The sequence below is a fragment of the Shewanella sp. TB7-MNA-CIBAN-0143 genome (assembly GCF_040310065.1).
Classification (GTDB): domain Bacteria; phylum Pseudomonadota; class Gammaproteobacteria; order Enterobacterales; family Shewanellaceae; genus Shewanella.
Map to the genome: position 1 here is coordinate 173653 of NZ_JBEOPL010000002.1, position 13909 is coordinate 187561.

General features: G+C 41.2%; 11 protein-coding genes. 3 read left to right on the plus strand and 8 right to left on the minus strand.

The genetic code is table 11. The features are described 5' to 3' along the window. From AAEY97_RS02180 to fabV, 3 genes are all read left to right on the plus strand, one after another. Positions 1-1008, plus strand: coding sequence for an oligopeptide/dipeptide ABC transporter ATP-binding protein (locus AAEY97_RS02180; RefSeq protein ID WP_101087861.1), 1008 nt, complete (start codon positions 1-3; stop codon positions 1006-1008). After that, positions 989-1774, plus strand: a complete 786-nt coding sequence (locus tag AAEY97_RS02185) for a peptide ABC transporter ATP-binding protein (RefSeq protein ID WP_011638034.1) — start codon at positions 989-991, stop codon at positions 1772-1774. Before AAEY97_RS02180 ends, AAEY97_RS02185 begins: the two co-directional genes overlap by 20 nt. Before the next feature lie 105 nt (positions 1775-1879). Continuing rightward, positions 1880-3082: an enoyl-ACP reductase FabV gene (gene fabV / locus AAEY97_RS02190; protein ID WP_350996226.1), complete on the plus strand. Its 1203-nt coding sequence runs from the start codon at positions 1880-1882 to the stop codon at positions 3080-3082. Positions 3083-3361: 279 nt separating this feature from the next. Here fabV and AAEY97_RS02195 read toward each other — a convergent pair whose 3' ends face one another. The 8 genes from AAEY97_RS02195 to tig form a co-directional block, all read right to left on the minus strand. After that, a complete protein-coding gene (locus tag AAEY97_RS02195; protein ID WP_350996229.1) occupies positions 3362-4267 on the minus strand; it encodes an AraC family transcriptional regulator in 906 nt (301 codons plus the stop codon). 122 nt (positions 4268-4389) lie between these two features. Further along, positions 4390-5013 (minus strand): pentapeptide repeat-containing protein, encoded by a 624-nt coding sequence (locus AAEY97_RS02200; RefSeq protein WP_350996232.1) that lies wholly within the window; start codon positions 5011-5013, stop codon positions 4390-4392. A 78-nt stretch (positions 5014-5091) separates the two neighbouring features. Next, entirely contained in the window at positions 5092-6969 is a 1878-nt protein-coding gene (locus AAEY97_RS02205) for a SurA N-terminal domain-containing protein (RefSeq protein ID WP_350996235.1), read from the minus strand. A gap of 220 nt (positions 6970-7189) precedes the next feature. Then, entirely contained in the window at positions 7190-7462 is a 273-nt protein-coding gene (hupB, locus tag AAEY97_RS02210; protein ID WP_059745462.1) for a nucleoid-associated protein HU-beta, read from the minus strand. Between the two features lie 261 nt (positions 7463-7723). Continuing rightward, on the minus strand, positions 7724-10075 hold the full coding sequence (lon, locus tag AAEY97_RS02215) for an endopeptidase La (protein ID WP_101087842.1): 2352 nt from the start codon (positions 10073-10075) through the stop codon (positions 7724-7726). A 131-nt stretch (positions 10076-10206) separates the two neighbouring features. After that, positions 10207-11487 (minus strand): ATP-dependent protease ATP-binding subunit ClpX, encoded by a 1281-nt coding sequence (clpX, locus tag AAEY97_RS02220; protein WP_101087840.1) that lies wholly within the window; start codon positions 11485-11487, stop codon positions 10207-10209. A 130-nt stretch (positions 11488-11617) separates the two neighbouring features. Next, positions 11618-12229 (minus strand): ATP-dependent Clp endopeptidase proteolytic subunit ClpP, encoded by a 612-nt coding sequence (clpP, locus tag AAEY97_RS02225; RefSeq protein WP_101087838.1) that lies wholly within the window; start codon positions 12227-12229, stop codon positions 11618-11620. Positions 12230-12321: 92 nt separating this feature from the next. Then, positions 12322-13626, minus strand: a complete 1305-nt coding sequence (tig, locus tag AAEY97_RS02230; RefSeq protein WP_101087836.1) for a trigger factor — start codon at positions 13624-13626, stop codon at positions 12322-12324. Positions 13627-13909: the final 283 nt, after the last annotated feature.

Here is a 13909-nt window from a genome sequence, read left to right on the forward strand (position 1 = left end):
ATGCCTTTACTCGATATTCGTAATCTCACCATTGAATTAGATACACCTGAGGGCACTGTGAAAGTGCTCGAAAAAGTCAGTTTGACTATTAATCCAGGTGAAATCCATGGACTTGTTGGCGAATCTGGCTCTGGGCGCAGTTTATTGGCCAAAGCGATTCTAGGCGTACTAGGTCCTAATTGGCATATTATTGCTGACCGTATGATGTGGGATGGAAAAAACTTATTAGAAATGAGTTCGAAGCAACGACGCTGCCTGATGGGCAGTGAAATGGCGATGATTTTCCAAGACCCTTCTGGCAGTTTAGATCCGGTAAAAACCATTGGCAGTCAATTGATTGAAGCTATGGTGCCCAACAAAAATATTCCTTTTTGGCGACGTGGAAAGGCGACCTATTTAAACGCACAGAAATGGCTCCACAAAGTCGGTATAAAAAAACCAAAACAACTGATGAAGTGCTATCCATGGGAATTGTCTGAGGGCGAATGTCAAAAAGTGATGATTGCGATGGCTGTGGCGAATCATCCTAAATTGCTGATTGCCGATGAGCCAACCAACTCAATGGAGCTCAACACCCAAGCGCAAATTTTCAGACTATTGTCGCAACTCAATCAACTGCAAAACGTGTCTATTTTATTGGTTAGCCATGAGTTAGAAACCATGGTGCACTGGTGTGATAACTTAACGATTTTGTACAGTGGTCAAGTTATGGAATCAGGCCCTGTTAGCGAAATGGTAGCAATGCCTTATCATCCTTACACACGGGCATTATTAAAAAATCTACCTGACCATACTGAAAAAATGCGTCATAAAGCTAACTTACCCACACTGCAAGGCTCTTCGCCGTCGATGCAGCATTTACCTGCCGGTTGTCGGCTTGGTCCACGTTGCCCAGAAGCCCAACGCCAATGTGTAAAACAGCCTAACCTTGAACATATTAAAGACCGCTATTTTGCCTGCCATTTCCCTTATAAAAGTGAGCAAGAAGATGACGATGCCATTGCTTAAAGTAACCGACTTAAGTAAACAATACTTAACCGGTTATAAGCATTTTAAACCTCAATATTATCAGGCTCTCTCTCCGGTTTCATTTGAACTCGGTCGTGGTGAAACCTTGGCTATTGTGGGGTCGGTCGGCTCGGGTAAAAGTACCCTAGCCCGAATTCTAGTGGGTGCTGAACAACGCAGTGGCGGCGACATATTTTTTGAAGGTGAAGCTTTAGAAACACGTAATTTAAAACAACGGTGTCGGTTGATCCGGATGATTTTCCAAGATCCGACAACCTCGCTTAATCCACGTTTATCGATTGGTAACTTACTTAAAGAACCGTTACGGTTTAATACCCAATTAAGTTCAACTGAACGAAAAACATTGGTGATTGAAACCTTAAGAAAAGTCGGCTTATTACCTGAACACGCAGAGTTTTATCCACACATGATTTCCGAAGGCCAAAAACAGCGTGTCGCGGTTGCACGTGCCTTAATGCTTAACCCTAAAATTATTATTGCAGATGAAGCACTAACGGCTTTAGATTTATCGGTCCGGTCTCAGATTATTAATTTGCTATTAAAGCTGCAAAAAGAGATGGGATTATCGTATATTTTTGTATCACATAATCTGAATATTATTCGTCATGTAAGCGATAAAATTATGGTGTTGCAAAATGGTCATATGGTCGAGAAATCAACTACTGAGGCCTTATTTACTTCACCACAACATGAATACACCCAACGACTCATTCAAGAACAAAGTCAATTTATGCAAAAGCGCTAAACTGCTCCAACCACTGTGGTTTTGAGGGCGTTTTAGAAAAAATCAGTGCCATTTGGCCGTCGAACTATTTATCCTAGAGCCAATGTTAAAGGAAGAAGCTTAAATATGATTATTAAACCTAAAATTCGTGGCTTTATTTGTACCACTACTCATCCAGTAGGTTGTGAAGCCAACGTTAAAGAACAAATCGAACTCATTAAGGCCAAAGGCAAAATTGCTAATGGGCCTAAAAAAGTATTAGTGGTCGGTTCTTCAAGTGGCTATGGCCTTTCATCTCGTATCACCTCAGCATTTGGTAGCGACGCTGCCACTATTGGTGTGTTTTTCGAAAAACCAAGCTCTGAAACCAAACCCGGTACAGCGGGTTGGTACAACACCGCGGCATTTGATAAGTTTGCTAAAGCAGAAGGCTTGTATTCAAAAAGCATTAATTGCGATGCATTCAGCCATCAAGCAAAGCAACAAGTCATTGAGCTTATCAAGCAAGATTTAGGTCAAATCGACATGGTGGTTTACTCACTGGCTTCTCCAGTACGTAAAATGCCTGACACCGGTGAAGTTATCCGTTCATCACTTAAGCCAATTGGCCAAACGTATACTGCCACGGCTGTTGATACCAATAAAAACACCATTATCGACACTTCGGTAGAGCCTGCGACTGAGCAAGAAATTGCTGATACCGTCACGGTAATGGGCGGCCAAGATTGGGAATTATGGATGAGTGCGCTAAGCGACGCTGGCGTATTAGCTGACAATTGCAAAACGGTTGCTTATAGTTACATTGGTACCGAATTGACTTGGCCTATTTATTGGCATGGCGCTTTAGGCAAAGCCAAAATGGATTTAGATCGTGCAGCTCACGCCCTTGACAACAAATTGTCCGCTACGGGTGGCTCAGCTAACGTTGCAGTGTTAAAAAGTGTCGTGACTCAAGCGAGCTCAGCAATTCCAGTAATGCCACTTTACATCGCCATGGTATTTAAGAAAATGCGCCAAGAAGGCTTACATGAAGACTGTATTGAACAAATATACCGTTTATTCAGCGAACGCCTATACCGTGTTGATGGCCAAGTACCGGCTGTTGATGGCGAAAATCGCTTACGCCTTGATGACTGGGAACTTCGCGAAGAAATCCAGCAGCATTGTCGTGATTTATGGCCGTTAGTGACCACAGAAAATTTAAGCGAACTCACTGACTATGATGAATACAAACAAGAGTTTTTAAAGCTGTTCGGTTTTGGTATTGATGGTATCGATTACGAAGCAGACGTGAATCCTAGTGTAACGTTTGATGTTATTGAGCTATAAGCCTAATTTCAACAAGTGTTAACGTAAAACCATAATGCACTGCATTATGGTTTTTTTATGAGCGATACATTGTGAAGATTCATATTTATAACAGTAAAGTCTGTCAAAATGCGGCGAGATTAGCTAATTAACATACCGTTATTGCTAAGCCGTACTAAAACAACCGTCTTATTATCTGAAATCGGGCCTGAAGTATTTCGAATTGAATTCAGCGACATCATTTTATCATACAAATAAATGTAACTCAGCCATGAGTTCATCAAGGCTTAATAACTTAAGTTAAACAACGGGTAAATAAATGAGTACCTGTTGTGGAGATAACGCTTGTCTTGGCCCATGTTGCGCTAACTTATTATCATTAATGTCGAGTCGTTCTAAAAACAACGGGTAATTTCGTAGTGTAATATCATTAGCATTAACCCAATCGCGATACAGGTAATCTATTGCCGCTGTTAGACCATTGTCATCAACACTGTATTTAATCATCGCACATCGTCCCTGAGGGATTGATTTGAGCTTAATCTGGCTCGACTCAGACACTATAGCTTGTGTCTCGGCATTTAACGATACACCAATATCAATTCGATATTGCGTTTTAACAGATAACTCAGGGGTTGAGTAAAGTAGGTTAAAGGTTCTGCAACTTGTAGGAGATAAGCCATGCTGTCGACGCCAATCAATAAATGTTGCAATGGTTTGAGGTAATAAAGCCGGATCACCATGATGTTCCATCACCGCTAATGCCTGCGTATCAAACGATACAATATCAACAGAGTAAGATTGCTTATCTTGCTGATTAGCATCTACTCGAAATGATTTAAGCGGTTGTTGCTTCGCAAAAAAATTGCCCCAATCAGGTGCTTGCTGAAACGATTCAGGGCTTTGACCTATACTGCGAGTAAACGATTCGATAAAGTGCTGTTCGTTACGATACGCTAATTTAGCCGCTATTGTGGCCAGAGAAACTTGCTTGCCAAAACCTAATAAATGGGCAGCTTCTAGGCTTTTGAGCAATTCAACATAAGCGTCAATAGACATATGGTACAGCGCAGTAAACAATGGGTCGAAATGACATAGTGGGATGTGGGCAATGTCGGCCAACACTTGTCGATCAAAAGGCTCATTTAAGTGTTGATCTAAATAGGCTAATGCACGCTCAAATGCGTCATCAAGTCTGTGGCTCATGCCCTCTCCTTTGGATTAAATTGTTACTGTCGATTATTTATTATAACTAAACCAATGTAAATTAACGATTTGTACACATGCAATAAAACACACTTTTGTGCTAACAATGTGGCAATGTACAACTAGTCGACTAATTGAATATCTAAACCTTCTAGTAAACTTAAGGCTTCGAACCGACTGAATTTGGCTTGCTTAACGTTATTAGCAGTAATATCAATTTGGTAATTCAACGCATCGGTAAAATTCGCCTTCGTTAAATTTGTATGACTAAATTGGCTTAAATTAAAATCGGTCAGACGCAAATCTGCTTTGTTTAAATTAGCTTCTCTAAAGTCGACATCATGAGCGCGGCAATCAACAAGTGAAAACTCGGGTAAATGCAGCGCATAAAAATTACTGCCATCGAGCAAACATCTTTCAAACTTAATTGTGGTTTGAGCCATAAACTGTGGCCACTCAGCTTTAGTCCAATCAATACCTATGGCTTTACTGTCGCTAAAAGTCACATCATCAAACTCTGTAGCAACAACTGACATTACGCTTAAATTACATTGACTAAAAACACACTCAATAAAATGGCAATGATAGAAATCAGTTTGACTAAAATCACATTGGGTAAAATGACAGCGTTCAAAAGTAATATGTTTGAACTGTAAAGCCACGCCCTTGATCGATTCGAATAAGTCATCACTGTAATTTGATAACCCAAACAATTCACTAGGTTGTATATTTGAGATGGTTTTCATGCCTTAAGCACCTTATAAACAAAAAGACCTAGACGTGAGCCTAGGTCTTTTTGTATTTCATCTGTTGCGACGACTTAATTAGTCGGCAACTGGATACTCAATTTCAGCATCAGCTTTAAGTGAGGCAACCACTGCTCGATAATCAGCTTCGCTGTATTGAGGCGCAATACGTTGTTTAAGCGTATTGATGAGGTTGTCATTAATGCCTTCAGCTTTATTGACTTTATCAACCACAATAACCGCATAACCTGTCGCTAACGCTGCAGTATCAATTGTGACACTATGTTCAGCAGGAGCGGCAATTTTGAAGGCTTTATTGGTGATAGCTTGATCAATATCCTGATTAAAGCGACCTAGTTTAGCTAATGTCGTCAATGAAGCACCTGTTAGCGTGTTATTACCCGCTTTTAACTGTGCCATATATTCCGCAGCTTTGTCACGAGCACCGTCATTCGCTTTATCTTGCTGTAAACGTTCAACAATACCAGCTTTTACTTCTGCAAATCCCATAACGCCAGCTGTCTGATGTTTTTTCATGCGAATAACCACTACATGGTTTGGCGCAAGTTCAATCACATCGCTGTTTAAACCACTTGCTAACACTTGGTCAGAAAATGCGGCTTTGATAAATTCAGGATTGTTAAATTTAGCCGGTACGTCATCACGCGAGAATAACTGCGTTGATTGTACTTTTGCATTAACCGCTTGCGCAGTTTCAGCTAAAGTATCAGGGATTTCGTAACTGGTATCAGCCAACTTAGTTTGTAAGCTATAAAACACATCTAAGGCTTTCTTTTCTTGTAGCTGAGCAACAATTTTCGCTTTAACGTTTTCAAAAGCGGTTGCTTGGCTAGCTTGTAAATCAAGCAGCTTAATAATGTGGTAACCAAATTCACTTTTCACAATTGACGAGACTTGATCTTTTTGTAATCCAAAAAGTGCTTCATCAAATGCAGGGTCCATTACGCCTTGTTCAAACCAATCTAACTTACCGCCCTGTTGAGCACTAAGCTGATCGTCAGAATCAGTTTTTGCTAACTCAGCAAAATCTTCACCCGCGGTTAACTTGGCTTCAATAGCATCAGCTTTGGCTTTATCTGCGCTGTCATCGTCAGTTGCGGCGACAAAAATATGCGCAGCAAGACGTTTTTCAGCCGTTTGATATTGCTTTTGATTCTCTTCGTAATAAGTTTTCACTTCTTCATCAGAGGTTTCGCTGCTTTTAGCCATGTCGGCAACATTCAATTCAACATACTCAAGGCTGACTTTTTCAGGGCTCATGTATTGCGAAACATTAGCATCGTAATAAGTTTGAGCTTCTTCATCAGCGACAGAAACAGTTGATAAAAACGGTGTTGAGTCGACGACTAAGTAGCGAATATCACGGGTTTGGCCTTGAACCTCTGCAAGCTGTTTAGCTTCACCGTCCAGCACAAACTCACTACCAACAAGCGCATTTAATAACTGACGACGGGTCATATCTACACGCATCATGTTTCTAAAGCTTGTGGTTTGATAACCTAGTTGACGCAATACTGCTAGGTAGCGTTCGTTATCAAATTGACCGTCGGTTTGAAATGCAGGCTCTTCGATAATCGCTTTCTTGATTTGCTCATCTGATACACGTAAGCCCAACTTGTTGGCAGCTTGATCAATGAGCTTATCGGCAATTAAACGATCCAATACACCTTGCTTAATTCCGTTCATGTAGGAGTCGTCAGCCGCTAATGCAGTAAACATTTCGCCTAGCTGTTGCTCAATACGCGAGCGTTCATTTTGAAAAGCCTGTTCAAGTTCGTTGGCGCCAATTTCGTCACCATTAACAACTGCAGCAGGTACACCCGTGTTTGAGCCTAAATAACTGCTCACACCGGCAAAAGCAAAAGAAAGTATCACAAGTACTAGAATTGTTTTAGCAACAATCCCCTGTGATCCTTCACGAATTTTTTCTAACATCTGAATTCTCGCTTGTTGCGATTAATAAAATAAAAAGGCGCATCACCTTGTGGATGCGCCTTATTGTAAATTATATGGAGTTATCAGACGCTACCACGGGTATGACCCAATACTCCCAATATGTATTATGCTTTGCATAACAATATTGCTTTTCGTAAAAAGCACCGCCTAAGCAGTGCTTGTATTACGAATGCCTTACAAAGGCCACGTTATTAACTATTTAGTTAACAGCGTCTTTTAGCGCTTTGCCAGCTTTGAACGCTGGAATGTTCGCAGCAGCAATTTTAATTTCTTTACCCGTTTGTGGGTTACGGCCAGTACGTTCAGCACGTTGACGTACTTCAAATGTACCAAAACCAACTAGAGAAATCTTATCGCCATCTTTAAGACCTTCCGTTACCGCAGCGATAAAAGAATCTAGTGCGCGGCCAGCAGCAGCTTTAGAAATATCAGCACCAGATGCGATTTTCTCGATTAGTTCAGATTTGTTCATGTCATCCCCTTGAATGTTATTGTCGCGCCGCAACCAAATCTATGTTTAGAGCGGTCTGCGGAGGCTTTATTTTATAAGCTTGATAACACACCAAACTTAGTACGAAAACCAAAAAATGAAATTGGATACTGCTCAACGCCAGATGCCCCAAGGGCTTGGTGCGTCTGACTATCCACAAACCTAGGCTACCACAGGTCAGCGTTTTGTTAAGCCCCTTTTTTCATTTTTTTCATGCTCTACAGCAATTTTTTAACTAACAAGCTATTTTTTAACCACTTCAAAGCCTTCAACTGGTCGCTCAAGCGCCAATTTCAACACTTCATCTATCCAACGCACTGGATGAATGATTAAATCAGCAATCACATTTGCAGGAATTTCTTCCAGATCGCGTTCATTTTCTTGAGGAATTAATACATGCTTAATTCCACCGCGATGGGCTGCTAATAGCTTTTCTTTTAAACCACCAATAGGCAATACTTCGCCACGTAGAGTAATTTCACCTGTCATGGCTACATCACTACGTACAGGGTTACCGGTTAAACTAGACACTAACGCTGTACACATTGCCGCACCCGCAGATGGACCATCTTTTGGCGTCGCACCTTCTGGTACATGCACATGAATATCTCGTTTTTCATAAAAATCATTGTTAATACCAAGATTTTCAGCACGAGCACGTACTACGGTCATTGCCGCTTGAATAGACTCTTTCATCACATCACCCAACGAACCGGTATAGGTTAATTTACCTTTACCTGCTACTGAGGTGGCTTCGATTGTTAATAAATCGCCACCAACTTGAGTCCATGCAAGACCGGTTACTTGACCGATTTGGTTATTCGATTCAGCTTTACCGAAATCAAAACGTTGCACACCAAGGAATGACTTTAAATTTTCCTGGTTAACTTCAACCATTTTGACCGTTTTATCAAGCAAGATATGCTTAACCACTTTGCGACAAATCTTCGACAATTCACGTTCTAATGAACGCACACCCGCTTCACGAGTGTAATAGCGAATAATGCCTAAAATAGCGCTGTCATCAACCTTGATTTCTTTTTCTTTAAGGCCGTTACGCTCAATTTGCTTAGTCAGTAAATGCTTCTTAGCAATATTGAGCTTTTCATCTTCGGTGTAACCCGATAAACGAATAACTTCCATACGGTCAAGTAAAGGGCCAGGAATATCCATTGAGTTTGACGTAGCAACGAACATCACATCTGATAAGTCATAATCAACTTCAAGATAGTGATCGTTAAAGGTCGCATTCTGTTCAGGATCGAGCACTTCTAATAACGCTGACGATGGGTCGCCACGCATATCAGAACTCATCTTATCGATTTCATCGAGCAAGAATAATGGGTTTTTAACCCCTACTTTAGCCATCTTTTGAATGACTTTACCTGGCATAGAACCAATGTAGGTACGACGATGACCACGAATTTCCGCTTCATCACGTACGCCGCCTAAAGCAACACGAACATACTTACGGCCGGTTGCTTTGGCAATCGACTGGCCCAATGAGGTTTTACCCACACCTGGAGGTCCGACTAAACACAAAATAGGCCCTTTAAGCTGCTTAACTCGGCTTTGAACCGCTAAATACTCAAGAATACGTTCTTTGACTTTTTCAAGCCCATGGTGATCGGTATCGAGTACTTCTTGCGCCTTGGCTAAGTCACGCTTTATTTTTGAGCGCTGCTTCCAAGGTACCGCAGTCATCCAGTCAACATAGCTGCGCACAACTGTGGCTTCAGCTGACATAGGTGACATCATTTTGAGTTTGTTTAACTCAGCAGTGGCTTTTTCTTTGGCTTCAACTGGCATGCCAGCTTCTTCAATCTTACGCGCCAATACTTCAAATTCGTCGTGGCTTTCGTCAATATCGCCTAACTCTTTTTGAATGGCTTTCATTTGCTCATTCAAATAGTATTCGCGTTGACTTTTTTCCATCTGTTTTTTAACACGAGTACGGATTCGTTTTTCGACATGAAGCAAGTCAATTTCCGATTCCATCATCGCCATTAAATATTCCAGACGCTCACCGACATTGATCATCTCAAGGACAGATTGTTTGTCTTCAAGCTTCAATGGCATATGTGCAGCCATGGTATCTGCTAAACGAGCGGCTTCATCAATCCCCGACAATGAAGTTAATACTTCAGGTGGGATTTTTTTATTTAACTTGATGTAGCCTTCAAATTGACCGATAGCACTGCGAACTAACACCTCTTCTTCTTTATCACTTAATTCTTCAGACTCGAGGTATTCAGCTGTTGCGGCAAAGAATTCTTCTTCTTGGGTGTATTGCTTGATTTTGGCACGCTGGCCACCTTCAACTAATACTTTTACCGTGCCATCTGGTAATTTAAGCAACTGTAAAATAGAGGCAACTGTACCAATATCGAAAATATCGTCTTTGGTAGGCTCATCAAGATCTGCATCTCGCTGAGCGACTAATAAAATTTGCTTGTCTTGTTCCATTGCCGATTCTAGGCAACGAATAGATTTTTCCCGTCCCACGAATAGCGGAATTACCATATGCGGGTAAACTACCACGTCTCTAAGTGGTAACACGGGGAGTTCGATATGCGCTTCACGCTCTTTAGTCATGGCTCGATTCCGTTTAATGAAATTGACTTATTACTGAGTATATTGGGGTGATGTTATCAGTTTCAATGGCTAATACGAAAAAAGGAGCCCAATGGACTCCTTATTTTTCAACTTCCTGACTATCAGTGCAATTATTGCTCGCCTGAAGCAGCCTGTGTCTCAGTGTTTTCGTAAATCAAAATAGGGGCTGACTCGCCTTTCACTACTGATTCATCAACAACGGCTTTAATCACGCCTTGTGTCGACGGAATATCATACATTGTATCGAGCAAGATGCTTTCAACAATAGAACGTAATCCACGTGCACCGGTTTTACGTGACATTGCTTTTTGAGCGATGGCTTGTAATGCATCATCACGGAATTCAAGTTCGACATTTTCCATCTCAAATAATGCACTATATTGTTTAGTTAATGCATTCTTTGGCTCAGACAGAATCTGTACTAATGCAGCTTCATCTAACTCAGTTAGCGTAGCAACAACAGGTAAACGACCAATAAACTCAGGAATTAAACCAAACTTCACTAAATCACCAGGCTCTACTTGGCTAAGGATTTGTGAAATAGTCGCTTTATCCGCTTCGCCTTTTACTTCTGCACCAAAGCCAATTCCGGTTCCGGTGTGTGCACGTTGCTCAATGACTTTTTCAAGTCCAGCAAACGCACCACCACAGATAAACAGAATTTTAGACGTATCCACTTGCAAGAATTCTTGTTGTGGATGCTTACGTCCGCCCTGTGGAGGAACAGAAGCAACTGTGCCTTCAATTAACTTAAGCAACGCTTGCTGAACACCTTCACCCGATACATCACGAGTAATTGAAGGATTGTCAGATTTACGACTGATTTTGTCAATTTCATCAATATAGACGATACCGCGTTCCGCTTTCTCAACGTCGTAATCACATTTTTGCAGTAGCTTCTGAATGATGTTTTCAACATCTTCACCCACATAACCAGCTTCGGTTAATGTGGTTGCATCTGCCATAGCAAAAGGGACATTAAGTGAGCGAGCTAACGTTTCAGCCAATAAAGTTTTACCGCTACCGGTTGGACCTAGTAGTAAAATGTTACTTTTACCTAGTTCAACGCCATCTTTAATAGCGCCATTACGTAAACGCTTATAATGATTGTATACCGCTACGGCTAACACTTTCTTAGCCTGATCCTGACCGATTACGTAGTCATCAAGATGTTTGCGCAATTCATGCGGTGTCGGCAATTTGTCTTCATCACGTTTGGGTGAAATCTCTTTGATTTCTTCACGGATAATGTCATTACATAAATCAACACATTCGTCACATACATAAACTGATGGACCAGCAATGAGTTTTCTGACTTCATGCTGACTTTTTCCGCAAAAAGAGCAGTACAGCAGTTTGCCGCTGTCACCGTTATTTTTGTTATCGCCCATTATTCTACCTCTGTTTACAACTTAGGTTGAACCTAAGCTCTGCTTGTAGATACTTATCATAACCACATTGATGACTGAACGCCTTTCAATACAGAATACCTGAAAGTATCTAGAAAATCAGCTACCAGTTTTAGCCGCGACTCGTGAGTAATGAATCGACAATACCATATTCAACAGCTTGAGTAGCACTCATGAAGTTATCACGGTCGGTATCACGTTCAACAACCTCTAACGGTTGACCAGTATGGTCCGCTAACATTTGGTTTAATTTATTCTTAATACCAAGAATTTCTTGAGCATGAATGGCGATGTCGGATGCTTGACCTTGGAAACCGCCTAATGGCTGATGGATCATCACTCGAGAGTTCGGTAAACAATGACGTTTACCTTTAGCGCCACCGGCTAACAAGAATGCGCCCATACTCGCGGCTTGGCCCATACATACGGTACTCACATTAGGCTTAATGAACTGCATAGTGTCATAAATAGCCATACCTGCTGTGACAGAGCCACCAGGAGAGTTAATGTACAAATAAATATCTTTATCTGGGCTTTCTGACTCAAGGAATAATAATTGAGCAACAATAAGGTTAGCCATGTGTTCTTCAACTTGACCAACTAGAAAGATGACTCGCTCTTTTAATAGACGAGAGTAGATATCATAAGAACGTTCACCTTTAGCTGTTTGTTCAACAACCATAGGTACAAGAGCATTGAGTACTGATTCTGGTGCTTTATGCATTATTCATTTCCCTAAAATAAAAATGGCCCGCATGAGAGGAACCTCATACGAGCCATTATAAATGGCGAACGGCTTGTTAAGTCAAGCTTAGCTTACGCTCGTCCGGTAGCCTTGTTCATAAATTCTTCAAAAGCGACGTCTTTAACGGTTACTTTTGATGATTTTAACAATGCTTCCACCGCTTGCTCTTCAAGCGCTACGTTGCGCATGTTTTGCATGAGTTCTTTGTTTGAGTTGTAGTATGAAACAACTTCAGATGGATCTTCATACGCTGAAGCCATAGATTCGATCAATGTATTAACACGATCATCTTCTGCTTTTAGTTCGTTTGTCTTGATGACTTCGCCTAATAGCAAACCGATTTTAACACGACGTTCAGCTTGTTCAGTGAAAAGTTCAGCCGGAAGTTCAGGCATATTTTCAGTTTGACCACCAAAACGCTGCATAGCTTGTTGACGAAGTACATTCACTTCACCCTCAATAAGCGCTTTAGGAATAGCGATGTCGTTTGCTGCAAGTAAACCAGTAATAACCTGTTCTTTCACATTCGCTTTTAACGCTTGCTCTAGTTCACGAGTCATGTTTTTACGGATTTCAGCTTTAAGTGCATCTAAGCCACCTTCAGCAATACCAAACAATGAAGCAAATTCATCATTCACTTCTGGCAGATTAGCCGCTTGAACTTCAGTTAAAGTAATAACGAACTTAGCCGCTTTACCTTTCAAGTTTTCAGCGTGGTAATCTTCAGGGAAAGTCACTTCGATTTCGAATTCATCACCTGTTTTATGGCCTACGATACCGGTTTCAAAACCAGGGATCATACGGTTGCTGCCTAATTGAAGTTCGAAATCATCAGCTTTTCCGCCTTCGAATTCTTCGCCGTCAATAGAACCGATAAAGTTCATTTTAACTTTATCGTCAGCAACTGCTGCACGTTCAACAGCGGCAAAAGTGGCATGTTGCTTACGTAATGTTTCAATCATAACATCAACGTCAGCATCATTAACTTCAGCTTTAGGCTGTTCAACTGCAATGCTATCTAAACCCGTTAGAACAACTTCTGGGTAGATTTCAAATGTTGCAACGAATTCAAAAGAATCACCTTCAGTTGAACCAGGAGTAAATACTGGTGCACCTGCAGGATTTAACTTTTCAGCTACGATTGCTTCAATAAAGTTGCGTTGCATCACTTCACCAGTGATGTCTTGACGAATGGCTTTGCCATAACGCTTGTTGATTTCGCCGATAGGCACTTTGCCTGGGCGGAAACCTGGAAGACGCGCACGCTTAGCTTCGCGCAATACATTGTCTTTAACCAATTTCTCGATTTGCTCAGCAGGTACAGAAATAGTTAGGCGACGCTCTAGGCCTTGAGTTGTTTCAACAGAAACTTGCATTGTTTTACCTCGAAATATGTCTGACGTTCTTTGTAATGGTCGACAACTCAACCATTAGATATTCGTTTCTTGACCATGGATTTAGCTCTGAAACCCAGCACAGCGATATTATTGATGCTGAAGACGCTGTTGGTACAGGTAGCTTATTTTTGATATTTATCAAGACGCGACATTATAGCTACCGTTTTTAACAGAGTCGAGCCTGAAAAGGTCGATTTACATGATAAAAACGCCGACTTATGTTCAATTTTGACGTGTTTGCACGTTTAATGTGCGAAATGAG